Source organism: Anaerotignum faecicola (assembly GCA_024460105.1).
Lineage (GTDB): Bacteria > Bacillota > Clostridia > Lachnospirales > Anaerotignaceae > JANFXS01.
In genome coordinates this window covers 102,691-122,005 of sequence record JANFXS010000003.1, presented here as the reverse complement: position 1 = coordinate 122,005, position 19,315 = coordinate 102,691, and the positions used below count along the sequence as shown (strand labels likewise).

The window sequence follows — 19,315 nt, the reverse complement described above, 5'->3', positions numbered from 1 at the left end:
GGAAAAAACTATTAAAGCCGAGCTGATACTTGAAAACGGTGTGCGTTTCAAAGGAAAAGCTTTCGGATATATTAAAGAAACCGTCGGAGAAGTTGTATTCAGCACCGGTATGACAGGTTATGAAGAGTTATTGACAGATCCTTCTTTTGCTGGACAGATTGTTACAATGACATACCCGCTTATCGGAAACTACGGTATTAACCTTGACGATATGGAAAGCGACGGCCCTAAGTTAAAAGGCTTTGTTGTCAGGGAGAAGTGCGACTATCCAAATAACTGGAGATGTGAAATGGATATTGACGCATACCTCAAACAAAACAAAATAATGGGGATAGAAGGCGTAGACACCAGGGCTCTTACCAAAATACTGCGCGACCATGGAACCATGAAAGGCATTATAACAACAAGAGGAAAGGACCTTTCAGAAAATCAGATTGCTTTAAAATTTGAAAGCCTTAACAATAAGAATGTTATAAGGGAATGTACAATTAAAGAAAAATATGAAATTGCAGGCTCAGGAAAACATATAGCTTACCTTGATTTGGGAACAAAAACAGGACTTATCAGGGATTTTAAGTCAAGAGGATGTAGGCTTACTGTGCTTCCGGCATTTACCTCAGCGGAAGAAATACTTGCGGTTAATCCTGACGCCGTGTTTATTTCAAACGGACCGGGGGACCCGAAAGATGTTCCGGAAATAATTGAAACCGTTAAGCAGCTTATTGGCAAAAAGCCGTTGCTTGGCGTATGCATGGGAAATCAGATTATAAACCTTGCCCTTGGAGGAAATACAACTAAAATGAAATTCGGCCATCATGGCGGAAATCACCCTGTAAAAGATTTAAAAACCGGAAGAGTTTACATTACAAGCCAAAACCATGAATATGTAGTGTGCGATCTGCCGGAAGACGTTGAAGCGTCGTTTATTAATATAAACGATAATACAATCGAGGGCATAAGGCATAAGAAGCTGCCTATATTCAGCGTGCAGTTTCATCCGGAGGCAAGCCCGGGGCCTTTAGACGCCGCATTTTTATTCGACAGGTTTTTAGAAGTTATAGAAAGAGGTGGAGATAATGCCTAAGGACAATACAATCAAAAAGGTGCTTGTTATAGGTTCAGGCCCTATTGTTATAGGTCAGGCGGCTGAGTTTGATTATTCGGGAACTCAGGCGGTTCAGGCAATTAAAGAAGAAGGCATTGAGGTTGTGCTTATCAACAGCAACCCCGCGACAATTATGACTGACAGGGATATGGCGGATCATACATATATTGAACCGCTTACGGTTGATTTTATAGAAAAAGTGATTGCAAAAGAGCGGCCTGACAGTCTTATTGCCGGCATGGGCGGACAGACAGGCCTTAATTTAAGCTGCGAGCTTTATGACAAAGGAATTCTTGACAAATATAACGTACGGGTTATCGGAAGTTCCATTGAATCGATTAAGGAGGGCGAGGACAGGGACTCTTTTAAAAAGTTAATGGAAAAAACCAATCAGCCGATTGTTGAAAGCGATATTGTAACAACAGTCGAAGGCGCTATTGAATTTGCCGAAAGAATCGGATACCCGGTTATAGTCCGCCCGGCATATACTCTTGGAGGAACAGGAGGCGGCATAGCTGAAAATGAGGATCAGCTGCGGGAAATAACGACACAAGGGCTCCATTTAAGCCGCGTGGGCCAAGTGCTTATTGAAAGGAGCATTAAAGGCTGGAAGGAAATAGAGTTTGAAGTTATCCGCGACGGGGCGGGGAATTGTATAACAGTATGCTCAATGGAGAACGTAGACCCCGTAGGCGTTCATACAGGCGATTCCATTGTTGTCGCCCCGGCGCAGACTCTTTGCGATAAAGAATATCAAATGCTCAGGAAAGCGGCCATAGATATTATTGACACAATTAAAATCGAAGGCGGCTGCAACGTACAGTTCGCCCTTGATCCAAACAGCTTTAACTATGCCGTAATTGAAATTAACCCGCGAGTGAGCCGTTCGTCGGCGCTTGCTTCAAAAGCCACGGGATATCCTATTGCTAAAGTTGCGGCAAAAATTGCTTTAGGTTATAGGCTTGACGAAATTAAAAATGCGGTTACAAAGAAAACGTATGCATGCTTTGAACCTACAATAGATTATGTAGTATGTAAAATACCTAAGTGGCCTTTCGACAAGTTTAAAAGCGCAAAACGTAACCTCGGAACGAAAATGATGGCAACGGGCGAAGTTATGGCTATAGGCAACAGCTTTGAATCGGCGCTTTTAAAAGGCGTACGCTCGCTTGAAATAGGCCAGTATACTCTTGAAAGGGATTACAGTAAGTCCAAAACAATGGACGAGCTTAAAAAGAGGGTTGTCGTTCCTGATGACGAAAGGCTTTTTGACCTTGCCGAGATGTTAAGGCGCGGATATATGGTTGAAAAAGTTTGCGAAATAACCGGTATGGACAAATTCTTTGTCCACAAAATCAAAAAGATTGTCGATATGGAAGAACGGCTCAAACAGCTCGATATAGATAATCTTGATGAAGAAACTTTAAGAGAATATAAAGTTATCGGTTTTTCAGATAAGGGTATTGCAGATATACTTGGAGTGAAACCTCCTGAAATATACAAACTGCGCAAGAAATTTAATATACTTCCCGTATATAAAATGGTTGATACATGCGCCGGCGAATTTGAAGCAGTTACTCCTTATTACTATTCTACATACGACGAATATGATGAAGTTGTCGTAAGCGATAATAAGAAAGTAATTGTTATAGGCTCAGGACCAATCAGGATCGGTCAGGGCATAGAATTTGACTATTGTTCCGTTCATTCGATACTTGCCCTTAAAAGAGCGGGAATTGAAACGATTATTATAAATAATAACCCGGAAACCGTTTCAACAGACTTTGATACTTCGGACAAGCTTTATTTTGAACCTCTTACCGAGGAGGATGTGTTAAATATTGTTGAAAAGGAAAAGCCGAACGGCGTAATACTCCAGTTTGGCGGACAGACGGCGATTAAGCTTGCAAAATTCTTCCGTGAAATGGATATTCCTATTTACGGTACGAAACCCGAGCAGATTGACGCGGCCGAAGACAGGGAAAAATTTGATGAACTTCTCGAAAAGCTTAATATCAAACGTCCAAAAGGAAAAGGCGTTTGGAGTGTTGAAGAAGGCGTAGACGAGGCAAATGAACTGGGATATCCTGTACTTGTAAGGCCGTCGTATGTACTCGGAGGCCAAGGTATGGAAATAACGTACACAGAGGAACAGCTTATAAAATATCTTGAAGCTGCGTTTGCAAAGGACAGCAAAAATCCTGTTTTGATTGACAGATACCTTCTTGGGCGTGAAATTGAAGTTGACGCTATCTGCGACGGCACAGACGTTGTTATTCCGGGCATAATGGAACATCTTGAAAGGGCAGGGGTACACTCCGGGGATTCAATTTCAATCTATCCTCCTCAGCACTTATCTGAAAAGATAATTAATGAGATTATGGATGTGACAAAGAAAATTTCAATAGCCCTTGAAGTAATCGGGATGATAAACATACAGTTCATTGAATATAAGGGAGAATTGAATATAATCGAGGTTAACCCCAGAAGCAGCCGTACAGTACCATATATCAGCAAAGTTACGGGAGTTCCTATAATTGATCTTGCAACAAAAGTAATGCTTGGATCAAAACTCAAAGAACTTGGCTATGAATCGGGAATTTGCCCAACGCCTGATATGGTATGCATAAAAGTTCCAATTTTTTCAACGGAGAAACTTCCTCAGGTTGAAGTAAGTCTGGGACCTGAAATGCGTTCTACCGGGGAAATACTCGGCGTCGGCAAAAACCTTACAAACGCACTTTATAAAGGTTTTATTGCCGCTAATACTATCGTTCCGAAAAGGAACGGCACGGCGCTTGTTACAATAAAACCGTATGACAGGCCTGATTTCCTTTCAACGGCAAAGCGTCTTGAGGCTTTGGGATATAAATTCTTGGCTACTCAGGGCACGGCTGAATTTCTCAAGGAAAACGGGATTGATAATGTCAGCGTTGTCCGTAAAATAAGCGAGGGCGTTCCTAATGTACTTGATATTATCAGAAGCGGTATGATTGACATAATCATTAATACGCCTAATAAAGGAAACAACTATATCAGCGACGGATTTAAAATCAGGCGCGCCGCTGCTGAAAGTTCCGTTAACCTTATGACTTCGCTTGATACAATGAACGCGCTCCTTGATGTAATGGAAAGCAATGTAACGCCTGATAAGCTTGAAGTAATTGCTTTGGAGGATATAAAATGAAATCTGTTGAGTATGCGGAGATTTTATACAATAATGAAATAAGCAGCCAAATATTTGAAATGTGCCTTTTTGCCCCTAATGTTGCAAAAGAAGCTAAGGCCGGTCAATTTATAAATATCTATACAGGGCTTGGGGAGTATATACTTCCCAGGCCTATAAGCATAAATGAAATTGATATTGAAAAAGGCACAGTAACCGTTGTATATCAAGTTATCGGAAAAGGCACTGAATTTTTCAGCGGATTAGCGAGCGGGCAGGAAATTAAAATACTGGGACCGCTCGGAAACGGTTTTGATATCCGTGGAGGAATAAAAGAACACATTGTTGTAGGAGGAGGCATTGGAATTCCTCCGCTTGTTGAGCTTGTCAAAAAGCTTGACGGAAATGTCTCCGTATTTTTGGGAGCAAAATCAGCTCCTATACTTTCAAAAAGGTTTGAAGAGCTCGGAGCTGATGTATACATATCTTCGGACGATGGTTCGGCAGGATTTAAAGGCAACGTTATTGAACTTATTGAATCGGTAAAGCCTTCCGGAGAAATGATTTATACATGTGGTCCAAAAGTTATGCTTAAATCTATATCAAAGTGGGCGGAAGAACGCAAAATACCTATACAAGTATCAATGGAGGAGCGTATGGCATGCGGGATTGGCGCATGCGTAGGCTGCGCCGTTAAAATAAGGAAAACGGGCGAAAGCGAATGGCAGAACCTTAAAGTATGTAAGGACGGACCTGTGTTTATGGGAAATGAGGTGGTATGGGATGAATAGTGTCAGCGCTTCTGTTAATATTGCAGGCATAGAAATGAAAAATCCTGTTACTACTGCTTCCGGGACTTTCGGATCGGGGAGGGAATACTCAGAGTTTTTCGATCTCAGCCGCTTGGGAGCAATAACTGTAAAAGGCGTTGCAGACGAACCATGGAAAGGCAATAATGCTCCCCGTATTGCCGAAACATACGGAGGCATGCTTAATTCGGTAGGGCTGCAAAACCCGGGGGCCGATTACTTTATAGAAAACGATATACCTTTTTTAAGGCGTTTTGATACGAAAATAATTGTAAATCTATGCGGACATACAGTAGAGGAATACTGCCGCGTAACTGAAAAAATGAGCAAAGCCGACGTAGACTTGTTTGAGCTTAATATTTCATGTCCGAATGTTTCAGCCGGCGGCATAACTTTCGGCACAGAGCCGGATATGGCTTTTAAAGTTGTAAACGAGGTCAAAAAGTACGCAAAGAAACCGTTGATTGTAAAGTTAACGCCTAATGTAACCGATATAACGGAAATTGCCCGTGCGGCTGAAGCCGGCGGAGCAGACGGAATTTCCCTTATAAATACGCTTCTGGGAATGAAGATTGATATAAATAAAAGAAAGCCTGTGCTTGCAAATAAAGTGGGCGGTTTTTCCGGTCCGGCAATAAAACCTGTTGCTGTAAGAATGGTTTATCAGGTTTCAAAAGTTACTAATCTGCCTATTATAGGAATGGGCGGCATCTCTTCATGGGAAGATGCGGTTGAGTTTATTATGGCAGGAGCAACGGCTGTCGCAGTCGGCACAGCAAACTTTATGAACCCCTTTGCAGCGGTGGAAATTGCGGACGGTATTGAAAATTTTATGATTAAAAACGGCATAAAAGATTTAAGTGAAATAAGAGGTATTATTGAATAGCGGAGGTTAGATATGATTAGCTCTGACAAAAAAGAATTTATCGAATTTATGATGAGTGCAGACGTACTCCGTTTTGGAGATTTTGTTACAAAAAGCGGCCGCAATACGCCGTATTTTATTAATACCGGAAATTATAAAACGGGAATGCAGATTGCAACTTTAGCCAAATTTTACTCCAAGCTGATTAAAGAGACTGTAGGAAGCAATTTTTCAGCTATGTTCGGCCCGGCATATAAAGGAATACCCATTGCGGCGGCCACAGCGGCTAATCTTGCTTTGGAATATGGAATTGACAAGCCTTATTTTTTTAACAGGAAAGAAGCAAAGGATCATGGCGAGGGGGGCAATATTGTCGGATATAAACCGGCAGACGGCGATAATATAATAATAATAGAGGACGTTATTACCGCCGGAACGGCGATAAGGGAAACTATGCCCGTTCTTAAAAGTACGGCTGAGATAGAGATTAAGGATATGTTTATATCTGTTAACCGCTGTGAAATAGGGCAGAACAGTAATAAAACGGCAGTTATGGAAGTTAAGGATGAATTTGGAATTGAAGTACATTCTATTATAACCGTTAAAGATATATACGAATATTTAAAAGAAACGGGAATTTATAAGGAAATGCTTGTAAAAATGGAAGGGTATATGGATAAATATTGCGTACTTTAATTTATCCAAGTATGTTAACCGGTATTATAAAAGATATAAAAAACCGAACGTATTTTGCATGATAGATACGTTCGGTTTTTTATATTCGATAAAATTTTCATCTGAAACTGCTGTCGATTATTTTTTCGGACAGACGTTTTTCCGTATTGGCAAAAAAAGCTAAAGTGAGAATGTAAAGAATATTTTTTATTTTTTCAGTATTTTTAATATTCTCAGGTATTTCAAGGGTATTTGCAATTTCTTCAAAATTTAATGCGGATTTTAATTCGAAGGATTTAACGCTTTTTTGTATTTTTAAAAAACATGAATATACGTCTTCTAATATTTTTGAATTTGAATTGTCGTTAAGTTCATTTGTTATCGGGCTTAATATCAGATATATATCGTTTATGGAGAGTATGCTTTTTAAATGATATATTATAATAAGCAGCATAAGATGATTTTTGTTATATTTCTTTTTTTGCGGCGGCGGAAATAATTTTCCCTTAGCGTAGTTGTTAATCATTGTTTTAGTAAGGATTTTATCGTCCTTATTACGTTTATAGCATGATAATTTTGCATCGATAAATGTTGTTACCTGATCCATATATAATTCGATATCCGGTATATCGCTTAATTCCACCGTTTCAAAATTACATACTTCCTCAGATATATCTGTTATTTTTTCATTAAAATCCATTAACTTATCACTCCAAACAAGTCGTTGCACAGTCCCGGATACATATCTTGATCCTCAAATTCTTCAAACATCGGTATACTTACATATTCGTTATCCATGCTGTTGTTATTTTCAGCATTATTATTGTTTTTATTTTGATTTTCCATGTTAACGCCTCCTTGGCTGATATTAATTGTTTTTATTTATTATATAGTATTTATAACTATGTATCAAGTTATAAACAAAAATTTTACAATATTATTATTGTAATTTAAGAATATTTATGTTAGGATATGAATATAATAAAACATAGTTTTAAAAACTATATTTGATTCGGAGGCATGAATATGTACAACACAGTAAGTAAACACAGGTTGCGTGAACCTATAAGCGCATTAACACATTTCATAGGATTTTTAGCTTGCATACCGGTTATTTTGATATTTATGATTTATTCTTATAACGAGGCTTCAATATATCATGTTGTAAGCTTTGCGATATTTGGAGCGTCGCTGCTTATGCTTTACGGGGCAAGCACGATATACCATGCGCTTCCTGTTTCACCTAAAGCCGTCGCGGTTTTAAGGCGTATTGATCATATGATGATATTTGTATTGATTGCGGGGACTTATACTCCTGTCTGCCTTATTTCATTGCATGGCGTATGGGGATGGACGCTTCTTGCTCTTGTTTGGGGCTTTGCCCTTGGCGGCATAATATTAAAAGCCGTTTGGTTTAATGCGCCTAGATGGCTTTCAACAGCTATATATGTAGTTATGGGCTGGCTTGTTGTTATCGCTTTCTATCCTCTTGGCAGAGCGGTGCCGTTAAGCGGAATATTAATGCTCCTTGCCGGAGGCCTGGCATATACTTTCGGAGCTGTTATTTACGCAGTAAAATGGCCTAAGCTTAATTTTAAAAATTTTGGATTCCATGAAATATTCCATTTATTTGTTATGGCAGGCTCAGCGTTTCATATAGCGTTTATGTTTATATATGTACTTTAATAAAAAATGCCCGGTTTTAGATAAGAAACGGGCATTTTCATATTTTCGGCATTGATTGTTTCTTTTTAACTAACATGAAATTAGAATTATAAAATTATATCTTAAATTTTATAAAGGTAATAAACGGTTTAGAGTCCTGTCGGTGACATCAAAAACATTTGATACAGCTTTGGCTAAACCGCACGCTTTTTCTATGTTTTTAAACCTCTAATATCATCCTCGGTTATTTGATTTTGCATAGAGCTTATGTTGTTTTATTGAACTAAATTTAATATTCCGTATGAAACATAAAAAGTATTGCTGACAAAATAAGCTTAAAATCATATTTTATTTTTCGCGTTTTAAATAAGAAACTTAGGGTGGATGAAAAAATTATATTGTAAAAATATTTTATTTTTTTATTGATATAATTTTATATCCACGTTAAAATAATTTTAAAATCTTTTTTAAGATTTAATTTTTATACGGAGGAAAAAATATGAGCATTAGAATAGGTATTGTAGGATATGGCAATTTAGGACGCGGTGTAGAATGTGCCGTAAAACATAATCCGGACATGGAGCTTGTCGGCGTATTTACAAGAAGAGAACCACAGTCATTAGAGATTTTAACCGAAACTGCTAATGTGTACAGCATTGAAGAAGCAGTTAATATGAAGGACGATATTGATGTAATGATACTTTGCGGCGGAAGCGCTACGGATCTTCCGAAACAAACTCCTCAGTTTGCCGAAATGTTTAATGTTGTAGACAGTTTCGATACGCATGCAAAAATACCAGAACATTTTGAAGCTGTCGACAAAGCGGCAAAAAAAGGCGGCAAAACGGCAATTATCTCTGTAGGCTGGGATCCGGGAATGTTTTCTCTCAACAGGCTTTACGCGAATGCTATTTTAACTGAAGGCAAGGATTATACTTTTTGGGGTAAAGGCGTAAGCCAGGGACATTCAGACGCTATAAGAAGAATTGAAGGCGTTAAAAACGGAAAACAGTACACAATTCCGGTTGAAAGCGCCCTTGAAGCTGTTAGAAACGGTGAAAATCCTGAACTTACGACACGTCAGAAACATACCCGCGAATGTTTTGTAGTTGTAGAAGAAGGTGCCGACAAAGCAAGGATCGAAAGTGAAATTATAAACATGCCTAACTATTTTTCTGATTATGATACGACGGTTCATTTCATCAGTGAGGAAGAACTTTTGAAAAACCACAGCGGTATCCCTCATGGCGGTTTTGTTATAAGGAGCGGAAAAACAGGCTGGAACAATGAAAATACGCATATAATTGAGTACAGCTTAAAATTGGATTCCAATCCGGAATTTACGTCATCGGTGATTGCCGCATATGCGAGAGCGGCATACAGGCTTAATAAAGAAGGGCAAAATGGCTGCAAAACAGTGTTTGACATTGCCCCGGCATATCTTTCTTCAGCCGACGGAGCGGAGCTTCGCAAACATCTGCTTTAATAATAAGGGAAACGATTTAAGAAGAAATTCATTAAGATTTTTGATTAAATTGGCTTTACGGCGTTTGTGCATAGTGAAAATGATTTTTATATGCGGCATAACGCCGTATTAGCCGTAACCGTTATTTTAATAATTATATATTATAATCTCAGTCCTTTAACATCTTTGATACGAGAAAGTATAACGTTACTGCTGACTTTTACAACACCTTTTAAGTTATCTATTTCATTTCTGATAAAATTTTCCATTTCATCATTGCAGCTTGCAACTGCATGGACATGAAGCCTGCAATCGCCGGTTATTCTATAAATTTGCGTTACGGTTTTATTGTCATATAAATGTTTTATTATATCGTCAAGCGCATCCGGTTTGGTTTCTATCTCAAAGTAGCATGAAATAGCGCCGCTTATTTTTTGAGGATTTATAATTGTAGTGTACTCTTCTATTATTCCTCTTTCTTCCATTGCATTAATGCGCATTTTGACAGCCACCCTTGACAGTCCGACTTTCTCGCTTATTTCCGAATATGAAAGACGTGCGTTTTCAATTAAAAGCTTCAAAATTTTTTGATCTGTCGTATCTAATCCATCTAAAAACATATTATACCTCCATATAGCTTCAGTTTAAAAGGGCACACACGCCCCACAAGGAAAAATTTTCCGCATTTCCGTGTTACATACGCTTGTCATAAGATCTGCTATGCCGGCGCATACGCGCCTTAAACCGCAAAAAATTTTTTCCTTGTGAGAGCGGAGAGTTTTAGCGAATGTTAGAGGCGCAAGAGCAAGGCAAAGACAAGCAGGTATAGCGGTTCCTACGGCAAGCGGCTTTAATACAGCTATTGCGCCGCTGACGTCCGTTAAAACCGAGCGTGCTCTTGTAAACTAAAGCTATCTATAGTATATCACAAAATTACTATTAGTAAATGATTAAATTGACTTTTGTAATTAAATATGTATAATATTATACAAAAAGAAAAAATATAATTAACTTTTGAAATGAGGAATTATAATGAAGCCGGATTTGCTCAATGGAAAAATAACAAGCAACCTTCTTATGTTTGCACTGCCTATGATGCTTGGCAATATGCTCCAGCAATTATACAACGTGGCCGATACATTAATAGTGGGTAAATATCTTGGTGCAAACGCTCTTGCAGCGGTTGGTTCCTCTTATACTCTTATGACATTTATAACATCGATACTTCTTGGCCTTTGCATGGGCAGTGGGGCGGTTTTTTCTATCAGATACGGTGAAAATAACAGTGAAGGCCTCAAAAACAGCATATTCCTTTCATTTATACTTATAGCAGTTGTAACGGTTGTATTGAATGCCGCTGTTTTTTTATTGATTGATGAAATTATGGTCTTTCTGCATGTGCCTGCTGAAATATATTCGTCAATGCGCGAGTATTTGCTTATTATATTCTGCGGAATATCGGCAACATTTATATATAATTATTTTACTTCTCTTTTAAGGGCTATAGGAAATTCTGTTGTTCCATTGATTTTTCTTGGCGTTTCTGCCGTATTGAATATTGCGTTGGATTTAATATTTGTGCTTAAATTTGAATGGGGTGTAGGTGGCGCCGCTTTTGCAACGGTTATATCCCAGTTTATATCCGGAATAGGAATATTATTATATACTGTAGTTGAATTTCCACAGTTCAGGATTGGCAGAAAAAATATGAAATGGAATGGCGCTGTGTTGAAGGATATAACGAACATGTCGTTTTTAACGTGCGTCCAACAGTCGGTAATGAATTTTGGCATACTTATGGTTCAGGGGATTGTTAACAGCTTTGGAGCTGTCGTTATGGCCGCTTTTGCAGTTGCGGTAAAAATAGACTCTTTTGCCTATATGCCGGTACAAGATTTCGGAAATGCTTTTTCAACATTTATTGCGCAAAATTACGGAGCAAACAAAACGGAACGTATTAAAAAAGGCATAAGGACTGCCGTTGTTGTTTCGTTTATATTCTGTGCGGCAATAAGCTTAATTGTCTGTATTTTCCCAAGCCAGCTTATGAAAATATTTGTAAATGAAAGTGAAGCCGAGATTATATCCGTTGGAGTTAATTATTTGAGAATTGAAGCGTCATGTTATTTTGGGATCGGTCTGCTGTTTTTGCTTTACGGTTTTTACCGGGCAGTAAAAATGCCGGGGATGTCGGTAGTTTTAACTGTTATTTCACTTGGCACAAGGGTATTTTTAGCATATACTCTGTCAAAAATACCGTCGGTAGGAGTTATAGGGATTTGGGTTGCCGTTCCCATAGGCTGGATATTGGCGGATATAACCGGAACTTTATATTATTTTAAGTATGTAGTACGGAAACAGCGTTTTTAAAAGAAAATGTAAAAAATATTTTAAAATATTGTAAAAAAATTATGTAAAATTATGATATATATCTTAATTTTTTATGTTATGCTTGAAATATAGTATAAAATTTGGTATATTTATACCAGTTATTGTATTTAAAAATTTAATATGATTTTCAGGAGGTAGATAATATGCCGATTAATTTATCAAAGGGCCAGAAGGTTGATTTAACAAAAGGAAATCCCGGATTGAAAAATATTATTGTAGGTTTGGGCTGGGATGTTAATGCATTTGATTCAGGAGTAGACTTTGACCTTGACGCCGCCGTATTTATGTTAGGCGATGACGGAAAATGCCCAACGGACAAAGAGTTTATTTTTTACGGAAACCTTTGCCACTCAAGCGAATCCGTTAAACATTTAGGAGATAACCTTACCGGAGAAGGGGAGGGCGATGACGAACAAGTTCAAATCGATCTGAGCAAAATTCCGGCTAATATATCTAAGATTGCTTTTACAGTAACTATTTACGATGCAGAAACAAGAAAACAGAATTTTGGTCAAGTTTCAAACTCCTTTATAAGGATTGTTGACGAATCTAATAACACTGAATTAATAAGATACGATTTAGGCGAGGACTTTTCAATCGAAACTGCCGTTGTAGTTGGCGAATTATACAGAAATGGCTCGGAATGGAAATTTAACGCTATTGGCAGCGGTTTCCAAGGCGGGCTTGCGGCCTTATGCGCGCACTATGGTATTGATGTTGCATAAGTAAATATATCGTATTTTTAATAAAAATCCGGATTTCTGAGGGAGAACAATCCCTATTTGAAATCCGGATTTTTCGATTTTTCTGCAAAGTTAAAATAGAAAATGTATAATAACTATAAAATGTACAATTAGTTCTATTTTTTTATGTTATATCACTTTGTCGCACTGTCTGGTATCCTTGACAATATTTTCTTATAATTTAGTTTGAACATAATGACAGTAAATAAAACTGCTATAATATCGGCAACCGGCTCTGCAAGGAATACGGAGAATGTTTTTGTAACTTCGGGTATAAGGCCGAAAATATTTTCCGGAGTAATCGCGGCCGCAAAGCTTTCAGGTATAATTGCCGGGAATATAAAAATTAATGGTATAAGGAGAATTATTTTTCTTAATACAGCTAGAAAAACCGATATTTTTGCTTCTCCCAAAGCAATAAATGTCTGCTGGCAGGCAATTTGCGCTCCTAGTATTAATGATGTGGCCATATAAATACGAAGCGCCCATTTTGTTACTTCCATTAGTTCGCTGCTGTCAGTGAACATGCCGATAAAAATTTGAGGAATAAATACAGCCATGACCCAAATAAGGAATGTAAATGTAAGTGAAGAAATCATTAAAAGGCGGAATGTTTCCATAACCCGTTTCTTTTTTCCCGCTCCGTAATTAAAACTTATTATGGGCTGCGCCCCCTGCGTCAGCCCGGTTAGGGGAAGCATTGCAAACTGCATACAGCTTGAGAGAATTGTCATTGCGCCTACTGCCAAATCGCCCCCATAACGCTGAAGCGACGTATTAAAACATACAATTAGTATGCTTTCCGTCGACTGCATTATAAACGGGGAAACCCCTAATGCAAGAACTACTGCAAGTATTTTTGGATCTAACCCGAAATTTTCCTTTTTTATCTTTAGAATTGTCTTTTTTCCTGTTAGAAATTTTAAAACCCAAACTGCCGAAACCGCCTGTGAAATGATTGTAGCTAATGCAGCTCCTTTTACATCAAGATTAAATCCCCATATAAATATCGGGTCCAATATAATATTAAGAACTGCTCCTATAACTGTAGTTTTCATACCTATGGAAGCAAATCCCTGGGATGTAATAAAAGGATTAAGCCCTAAAACAAGCTGTATAAAAATTGTTCCGCAGCAATATATTCTCATGTAATCCATAGCGTACTTAATGGTGTCTGCACTGGCTCCGAAAAGCATCAATATCTGCCTTTCAAATATAAGTATGACAGCCGTAAGTATTATTGAAATTACGACTAAGGCAAAAGTACATGTGCCCAGTATTTTTTCAGCGCTGTCATTATCTCCTTTTCCCATTTTTATGGCAGCCTGCGGAGCGCCGCCCATACCTATCAGCCCGCTGAATGCTGAAATTAAGGTTATTAATGGGAATGTAACGCCCACGCCTGTTAAAGCGGCTGTTCCGATATTTTCGATATGGCCTATATACATTCTGTCTACAAGGTTATAAAGCACATTAATTATTTGCGCTATAATTGCCGGGCAAGCCATCGAAAATAAAAGCCTTCCGATTTTCTCTGTGCCAAGGTTTGATTGATTTTTTGAATCCTCCATTTGATTACCTCCATTAAATACTATAATTTGCACATAAACGATATTATATTTGCTTGTTTTTTAAAAGTAAATAACATATATTAAATAATTATGAATTTAGTTGTTAAATTTTGTTTTTGCCTGTATAATGTATCTTGCATTAAAAATATACGAATAAATCGGAAAGAAGTTGGTTTTTTGGAAAGAGAAAGAAGAAGAAAAAAGAAAAAGAAATCAAATTCGTTTGCAATATATATTGTTATAGCGGCGGTTTTGTTGCTAGCGGTTTTTTTGGCGTATAAGGCGTTTAATGCCGCTTTCAGTGCCGGCATGGGCGTTATGTCCGAAGCGAGCGGAAACGGAGAACAGGAGCTTGGGGAAGAAATTCTGGTAACTATCCCCGAAGGTGCGTCAACTAAGGACATAGCGGAAATACTGCATGAAAACGGGCTGATTGACAGCGTTATTATGTTCAGGATTAACAGCCGTTTGGGCGAATATGACGGTACATATCATCAAGGGGATTATTTAATTGCAAAAGGAACGGGCGAGGAAGATATAATGAAACTTTTGCAAAGCGGCGTAGTATACAGCGAGAGCGTAAAGGTAACAATACCGGAAGGGTTTACTGCTTGGCAGATTGCGAAAAGGCTTGAAGAAAATGGGCTTGTTACTGCCGACGAATTTATAAACGAAATGAATACCGGAGATTTTGAATATGATTTTCTTGAAGGCATACCGAAGCGCGACAATTATCTTGAAGGATATCTTTTTCCGGCCACTTATGATATTGATAAAAATGCAGACGCGCATACAATTATAACAATGTTTCTCAACAGGTTCCAAATTGCATATGACAATATACTTAAAAACGCTCCTTCTGATTTTTCAACCGATGAACTTGTAACTATAGCGTCCCTTATTGAGAGCGAGGTACAAGTTGAAAGCGAGAGGCCTATTGTTGCGGGCGTTATATATAACAGGCTTGAAGACGGTATGCTTTTACAAATTGATTCTACTGTGCAGTATGCGCTTTCAACGAGAAACGAGGTTGTCACTTATGATGATCTGGAGGTTGATTCGGAATATAATACATATAAATACAAAGGCCTCCCTCTTGGTCCAATATCAAACCCGGGCGAAAGCTCGCTTATGGCAGCGGCAAACCCTGATGAGAACAACTACCTTTATTATGTAGTGAAAGAGCGAGGCAGCGGCGAACATGTTTTTGCCGAAACATATGATGAATTTTTGAAAGCAAAAGAAGCGTATAAAAACAGCTTTAACTAACAGGGAGCAAATTATGAAATATGTAACGGACGATTACCTTCATGGATATTTAAGACTTATACAGCCAAAATATGACGGAACACTAGGAAAAATACAAGAGGAAGCACAGGAAAATGAAATTCCTATAGTACCTCACGAGGTAGCGCGTTTTTTAAGTACGATACTTTCTATTAAAAGGCCAAAGGAAATATTGGAAATAGGAACGGCCGTTGGCTTTTCGGCAGGGCTCATGAGCAGATATATTCAGCCGGGCGGACATATTACGACTATAGACAGATATGAAATTATGCTTAAAGAGGCAAGGATAAATATAGAAAGACTTGGCCTTAAAGAAACTATAAATTTAATTGAAGACGATGCGGCAAACGTACTTCCTCGCCTTTCGGGACCTTACGACGTTATTTTCCTTGACGCGGCAAAAGGGCAGTATATACAGTTTCTGCCGCATATACTTAGGCTTTTGCCTATAGGAGGAATACTTATAGCTGACGATGTGCTGCAAAACGGGGACATTGCAAAATCGAGATTTTCTGTTCCGAGAAGGCAGAGGACAATACACAAGCGCATGAGGAATTTCCTGTGGGATATTTCGCATTTGGATTGTCTGGAAAGCTGTATTATACCTATTGGCGATGGTGTTGTGCTTTGCCATAAAATTAAGGAATATGTAGCGACAGAAGGGGAGTTTAGTGATGACTGATATTAAAACCGAGCTTCTTGCCCCAGCAGGGGATTTGGAGAAACTTAAAATTGCAGTCTTATATGGGGCTGACGCGGTATATATAGGCGGCGAGGCTTATGGACTGCGGGCGAAAGCAAAGAACTTTGACATAAATAAGATGAAAGAAGGCATTGAATTTGCACACAGCCACAATGTTAAAGTTTATGTAACGGCTAATATATATGCGCATAATAATGATTTTGAAGGAATGGCGGAATATTTTAAGGAAATTGAAACAATTGGCGCAGATGCGCTGATTATTTCCGATCTGGGCGTTTTCTCCGTTGCAAAAGAAGCTGTGCCGAATATGGAAATACATATTTCGACTCAAGCCAATAATACAAACTATAAAAGCGCGTTAATGTGGCGTAACCTTGGAGCTAAAAGGATTGTTGTTGCAAGGGAACTATCGATTGATGAAATATCCGAAATCAGGAAAAGTATTCCGAAAGACATGGATATTGAAGCTTTTGTTCATGGCGCAATGTGTATTTCATATTCCGGAAGATGCCTTTTAAGCAACTATTTAAGCGGACGCGACGCCAACAAAGGGGAATGTTCGCATCCATGCCGCTGGAAGTATAGCCTGGTGGAAGAAACAAGGCCTGGGGAATATATGCCGGTTGTTGAAAATGAAAGAGGAACATATATTTATAACTCAAAGGATTTATGTATGATTAACCATATTCCGGATTTGATAAATGCAGGTATATTCAGTTTTAAAATAGAAGGAAGGATGAAAACTCCTTTCTATGTCGGAACAGTTGTTAAAGCGTACAGGGAAGCTATCGATGATTATTTGAAAGATCCGAATCTCTACAGCAGAAAACTTGCATACTATATTGAAGAGGTCAGCAAAGCCAGCCATAGGGATTATACGACTGCTTTTTATTATGGAAAACCTGACGGCAACCAGCAGGTATATACTAATAATTCTTATATCAGGGAATATGACTTTATCGGAATGATTGAAAAGGACTATGATCCAGATACCGGATGCGCCGTTGTTATGCAGCGTAATAAATTCAGTGTCGGCGATAAAATAGAGGTTATGCCTACGAAAGGCACGTCGTGGGAAATGACGGTTGAAAATATGTGGAACGAAGACGGGGTTCCCATTGAAACAGCGCCTCACCCACAGCAAATATTAAAAGTTAAATTTCCAAAGCCTGTAAAAAAGTTTGATATGCTCAGAAAGTCTTTAAATTAGTATATATTGCATATAGTTTCGGTTTGAAAGGTTGTACACGTTTCACAATAAAAAATTTCCGCATTTCGGTGTAATACGTTGCGCAGGTTCCGTTATGCCTAGGCATATACGCTTTGAACAGCAAAAATTTTTCTATTGAGATGGTCGTAGAGAGCAGCGTAAAACAAGTAAGGCAGAAATGCGCAGGAGCGGCAAACATGGCGGCGAACGGCTTCAATACGTCTATTGCGCCGCGGCATGTTAAAACCATACGCGGCCCTTATAAATCAAAGTCGGGCATATAATTTTAATAAAAATAAAATTATTTTTTTATTTAGTGGAACAAATAAAATTATCTTCCGTTTAAATAAGTGTAAAGCACAAAACAATAAAAATTAAACTTTAGGAGGATACGAATATGAAAAAGAATATAATTTTAAAAAGAGTTTTAGTTTCTACAATGGCTGTTGCAGCAATTATGGGCACATCGGTTTTTGCTTCAAGTATCAACGGTTACAAAGATACAGCTGCGGTAACGTCGGATGATGACAAATATGATAATGACGACGACAGGGACGACGACGATTTAGATGACAAATATGATAATGACGACGATAGGGACGACAATGATTTAGATGACAAATATGATGACGATGATGACAAAGACGACAGCGATAACGATTTGAACGATGATGACGATTTAGACGATATGGACGATAATGACGGAATTGTGAATATCGGTGCAGACGGATTCGTTACACACGAAGGTACTGTTGAATCTATCGAAGTCGACAAAGAAAAAGGTTCTGTTACAGTTATGATTTCTAATGATAACGGCGGCCTTATAGCTTCTATAGACAAAAATACAACTATTCTTCAGGATGGTAAATACAAAAGTCTTGATGATATTGAAAAAGGCATGGAAATAACATTTATTATACCGTCAAATGCTCCTATGGGGTTAAGTATGCCTCCTTTCACGGGAAGCGTAGCGGTTGCTGTACTGGAAAGCGAAAATTCTTATTTTACAGTTTCAAAGTTTGATAATGATTTGTTAAGCGAAGAGGCAATGCTGAAACTCAACATAAGCGATGATACTGTAATTACAGACATTAAGGGCACGAAAAAAGTATACACCGAAGATGATATAAAGAATTCAGAACTGCTCGTTTTTTATACGGTAACGACAAGAAGTATCCCGGCTCAAACAACGCCGTCAATGGTTATGATACTTAATAAAGATAATGGAAATGTTGAAACTGCAAGCGAACCGGCGGCAGAAGTGAGAACAAATACGGTAGAAGCAAAATATGTTTCCCTTAGGGAATTAGCTGAAGAAGCTGGATATACAATTGATTGGGTATCAAATAACGAGCCGATTTCGATAGAAAAAGACGGAGAAAAGATATCTGTAGAAATTGGAAGCAGCAGCATAGTAATTGACGGCGAAGCTAAAGAACTTTCGCTTGAAACTAAGCTTGACGGCGACAGGGTTGTAATATCAACAGAATTATCAGATGTATTAAAATAATTTATAATTTTCCCCATGACTTGTTCATGGGGATTTTTGATTTATTTAGTTAGATTTTCAGGCTGTGCAAACAATTCAATAAAAGTATTAATAAGCGCAGTATTTGTTCAAATCATAAAAATATAAATAAATTACAATTTAAATATTTGA

18 protein-coding genes are annotated in these 19,315 nt (G+C 38.2%); 14 read left to right on the top strand and 4 right to left on the bottom strand.

The genetic code is table 11. The features are described from left to right. Positions 1 to 10: 10 nt before the first annotated feature. From carA to pyrE, 5 genes are read left to right on the top strand one after another with little or no spacing between them, the layout of a single operon-like run. On the top strand, positions 11 to 1,084 hold the full coding sequence (gene carA / locus NE664_05570) for a glutamine-hydrolyzing carbamoyl-phosphate synthase small subunit (protein MCQ4726129.1): 1,074 nt from the start codon (positions 11 to 13) through the stop codon (positions 1,082 to 1,084). Then, positions 1,077 to 4,292, top strand: coding sequence for a carbamoyl-phosphate synthase large subunit (carB, locus tag NE664_05565; GenBank protein ID MCQ4726128.1), 3,216 nt, complete (start codon positions 1,077 to 1,079; stop codon positions 4,290 to 4,292). Before carA ends, carB begins: the two co-directional genes overlap by 8 nt. Next, positions 4,289 to 5,062, top strand: a complete 774-nt coding sequence (locus NE664_05560; GenBank protein ID MCQ4726127.1) for a dihydroorotate dehydrogenase electron transfer subunit — start codon at positions 4,289 to 4,291, stop codon at positions 5,060 to 5,062. The genes carB and NE664_05560 overlap by 4 nt, the downstream gene beginning before the upstream one ends. Continuing rightward, the gene (locus NE664_05555; protein ID MCQ4726126.1) at positions 5,055 to 5,966 is read left to right on the top strand and encodes a dihydroorotate dehydrogenase; all 912 of its coding nucleotides are present in this window, start codon (positions 5,055 to 5,057) and stop codon (positions 5,964 to 5,966) included. The genes NE664_05560 and NE664_05555 overlap by 8 nt, the downstream gene beginning before the upstream one ends. A gap of 12 nt (positions 5,967 to 5,978) precedes the next feature. Next, entirely contained in the window at positions 5,979 to 6,641 is a 663-nt protein-coding gene (gene pyrE, locus NE664_05550) for an orotate phosphoribosyltransferase (protein ID MCQ4726125.1), read from the top strand. Between the two features lie 97 nt (positions 6,642 to 6,738). Here pyrE and NE664_05545 read toward each other — a convergent pair whose 3' ends face one another. Beyond that, the gene (locus NE664_05545; protein ID MCQ4726124.1) at positions 6,739 to 7,320 is read right to left on the bottom strand and encodes a DUF1836 domain-containing protein; all 582 of its coding nucleotides are present in this window, start codon (positions 7,318 to 7,320) and stop codon (positions 6,739 to 6,741) included. Then, entirely contained in the window at positions 7,320 to 7,466 is a 147-nt protein-coding gene (locus NE664_05540; GenBank protein MCQ4726123.1) for a hypothetical protein, read from the bottom strand. Before NE664_05540 ends, NE664_05545 begins: the two co-directional genes overlap by 1 nt. Before the next feature lie 180 nt (positions 7,467 to 7,646). On the opposite strand from NE664_05540, the gene NE664_05535 reads away from it, so the two are divergent. Next, positions 7,647 to 8,306, top strand: a complete 660-nt coding sequence (locus NE664_05535) for a hemolysin III family protein (GenBank protein MCQ4726122.1) — start codon at positions 7,647 to 7,649, stop codon at positions 8,304 to 8,306. 478 nt (positions 8,307 to 8,784) lie between these two features. Beyond that, positions 8,785 to 9,771: a diaminopimelate dehydrogenase gene (locus NE664_05530; protein MCQ4726121.1), complete on the top strand. Its 987-nt coding sequence runs from the start codon at positions 8,785 to 8,787 to the stop codon at positions 9,769 to 9,771. Positions 9,772 to 9,911: 140 nt separating this feature from the next. Here NE664_05530 and NE664_05525 read toward each other — a convergent pair whose 3' ends face one another. After that, positions 9,912 to 10,370, bottom strand: coding sequence for an Lrp/AsnC family transcriptional regulator (locus NE664_05525; protein MCQ4726120.1), 459 nt, complete (start codon positions 10,368 to 10,370; stop codon positions 9,912 to 9,914). A gap of 412 nt (positions 10,371 to 10,782) precedes the next feature. Between NE664_05525 and NE664_05520 the strand changes: the two genes are divergently transcribed. Further along, positions 10,783 to 12,120, top strand: coding sequence for an MATE family efflux transporter (locus tag NE664_05520; protein MCQ4726119.1), 1,338 nt, complete (start codon positions 10,783 to 10,785; stop codon positions 12,118 to 12,120). Positions 12,121 to 12,284: 164 nt separating this feature from the next. Further along, on the top strand, positions 12,285 to 12,866 hold the full coding sequence (locus tag NE664_05515; protein ID MCQ4726118.1) for a TerD family protein: 582 nt from the start codon (positions 12,285 to 12,287) through the stop codon (positions 12,864 to 12,866). Positions 12,867 to 13,018: 152 nt separating this feature from the next. Here NE664_05515 and NE664_05510 read toward each other — a convergent pair whose 3' ends face one another. After that, entirely contained in the window at positions 13,019 to 14,455 is a 1,437-nt protein-coding gene (locus tag NE664_05510; protein MCQ4726117.1) for an MATE family efflux transporter, read from the bottom strand. A 177-nt stretch (positions 14,456 to 14,632) separates the two neighbouring features. Here NE664_05510 and mltG point away from each other — a divergent pair, with 177 nt between their 5' ends. The 5 genes from mltG (at position 14,633) to NE664_05485 (ending at position 19,165) form a co-directional block, all read left to right on the top strand. Next, a complete protein-coding gene (gene mltG, locus NE664_05505) occupies positions 14,633 to 15,724 on the top strand; it encodes an endolytic transglycosylase MltG (GenBank protein ID MCQ4726116.1) in 1,092 nt (363 codons plus the stop codon). 13 nt (positions 15,725 to 15,737) lie between these two features. Beyond that, a complete protein-coding gene (locus NE664_05500; GenBank protein ID MCQ4726115.1) occupies positions 15,738 to 16,424 on the top strand; it encodes an O-methyltransferase in 687 nt (228 codons plus the stop codon). Further along, on the top strand, positions 16,417 to 17,655 hold the full coding sequence (locus NE664_05495) for a U32 family peptidase (GenBank protein ID MCQ4726114.1): 1,239 nt from the start codon (positions 16,417 to 16,419) through the stop codon (positions 17,653 to 17,655). The genes NE664_05500 and NE664_05495 overlap by 8 nt, the downstream gene beginning before the upstream one ends. A 113-nt stretch (positions 17,656 to 17,768) precedes the next feature. Then, complete coding sequence (locus NE664_05490; protein MCQ4726113.1) at positions 17,769 to 17,939, top strand: hypothetical protein; 171 nt, start codon at positions 17,769 to 17,771, stop codon at positions 17,937 to 17,939. A gap of 113 nt (positions 17,940 to 18,052) precedes the next feature. Continuing rightward, the gene (locus NE664_05485) at positions 18,053 to 19,165 is read left to right on the top strand and encodes a copper amine oxidase N-terminal domain-containing protein (GenBank protein MCQ4726112.1); all 1,113 of its coding nucleotides are present in this window, start codon (positions 18,053 to 18,055) and stop codon (positions 19,163 to 19,165) included. The last annotated feature ends 150 nt before the right edge of the window (positions 19,166 to 19,315 follow it).

What these genes read in the sequence shown, in the direction of transcription:
- carB (MCQ4726128.1), top strand. Translation starts at nt 1,077, where the DNA reads ATGCCTAAGGACAATACAATCAAAAAGGTGCTTGTTATAGGTTCAGGC.
- NE664_05560 (MCQ4726127.1), top strand. Translation starts at nt 4,289, where the DNA reads ATGAAATCTGTTGAGTATGCGGAGATTTTATACAATAATGAAATAAGC.
- NE664_05555 (MCQ4726126.1), top strand. Translation starts at nt 5,055, where the DNA reads ATGAATAGTGTCAGCGCTTCTGTTAATATTGCAGGCATAGAAATGAAA.
- pyrE (MCQ4726125.1), top strand. Translation starts at nt 5,979, where the DNA reads ATGATTAGCTCTGACAAAAAAGAATTTATCGAATTTATGATGAGTGCA.
- NE664_05545 (MCQ4726124.1), bottom strand. Translation starts at nt 7,320, where the DNA reads ATGGATTTTAATGAAAAAATAACAGATATATCTGAGGAAGTATGTAAT.
- NE664_05540 (MCQ4726123.1), bottom strand. Translation starts at nt 7,466, where the DNA reads ATGGAAAATCAAAATAAAAACAATAATAATGCTGAAAATAACAACAGC.
- NE664_05535 (MCQ4726122.1), top strand. Translation starts at nt 7,647, where the DNA reads ATGTACAACACAGTAAGTAAACACAGGTTGCGTGAACCTATAAGCGCA.
- NE664_05530 (MCQ4726121.1), top strand. Translation starts at nt 8,785, where the DNA reads ATGAGCATTAGAATAGGTATTGTAGGATATGGCAATTTAGGACGCGGT.
- NE664_05525 (MCQ4726120.1), bottom strand. Translation starts at nt 10,370, where the DNA reads ATGTTTTTAGATGGATTAGATACGACAGATCAAAAAATTTTGAAGCTT.
- NE664_05520 (MCQ4726119.1), top strand. Translation starts at nt 10,783, where the DNA reads ATGAAGCCGGATTTGCTCAATGGAAAAATAACAAGCAACCTTCTTATG.
- NE664_05515 (MCQ4726118.1), top strand. Translation starts at nt 12,285, where the DNA reads ATGCCGATTAATTTATCAAAGGGCCAGAAGGTTGATTTAACAAAAGGA.
- NE664_05510 (MCQ4726117.1), bottom strand. Translation starts at nt 14,455, where the DNA reads ATGGAGGATTCAAAAAATCAATCAAACCTTGGCACAGAGAAAATCGGA.
- NE664_05500 (MCQ4726115.1), top strand. Translation starts at nt 15,738, where the DNA reads ATGAAATATGTAACGGACGATTACCTTCATGGATATTTAAGACTTATA.
- NE664_05495 (MCQ4726114.1), top strand. Translation starts at nt 16,417, where the DNA reads ATGACTGATATTAAAACCGAGCTTCTTGCCCCAGCAGGGGATTTGGAG.
- NE664_05485 (MCQ4726112.1), top strand. Translation starts at nt 18,053, where the DNA reads ATGAAAAAGAATATAATTTTAAAAAGAGTTTTAGTTTCTACAATGGCT.